At 70.9% G+C, this 504-nt stretch carries 1 protein-coding gene; it reads left to right on the top strand.

The window, feature by feature from the left end:
- Positions 1–61: 61 nt before the first annotated feature.
- The coding region (locus AC1DQC_RS20390; RefSeq protein WP_477053038.1) for a hypothetical protein at positions 62–504 on the top strand (443 nt) is incomplete at its 3' end.

Raw genomic sequence — 504 nt, 5'->3', positions numbered from 1 at the left:
ATAGGCTCCGGCGCAACGCCGACCGAACCGGCTGGACAACCGCCGCTCTACGGTGCGCGGCATGACGCAGTTCTCCGCGCAGGAACTCATCGACAGCGGTGCCCGGGTGATCTGCCCGCACTGCAACTGGCTCGTCTCCAGCACCGGTGGACGCTGCAGCAAGTGCAGCAAGCCGACCACCGCAGTCGTCGCCAMCGCRCCGCGGGCCACCGCCGCCCGGCAGAAGCGGCGACCGCCGGCCAGCAAGACCACCACCGCCGCCGGCAACTGCGGCGACGCTGTCCTCACCGACACCGCGCTCGGCGGCATGGCCACCCGGACCGACCGCACCATTTGGCTTGTCGTGCACGGCGACCCGAAGTCCCAAGGCTCGATGGTCGCCGTCGCCGCCGGCCGGGTGAAAGCATCCGACCCGACGATGTACGCCTGGCGCGACAACATCACCGGCGAAGCGCACCGCGAGCTCGGCATGCAGTGGCGACCGATCGACGGGCCCGCCCTGAT

It is taken from the genome of Cellulomonas sp. P4_H12 (assembly GCF_056400905.1).
The sequence above is the reverse complement of the archived record's forward strand: the minus strand, read 5'-3'. Positions and strand labels throughout refer to the sequence as shown.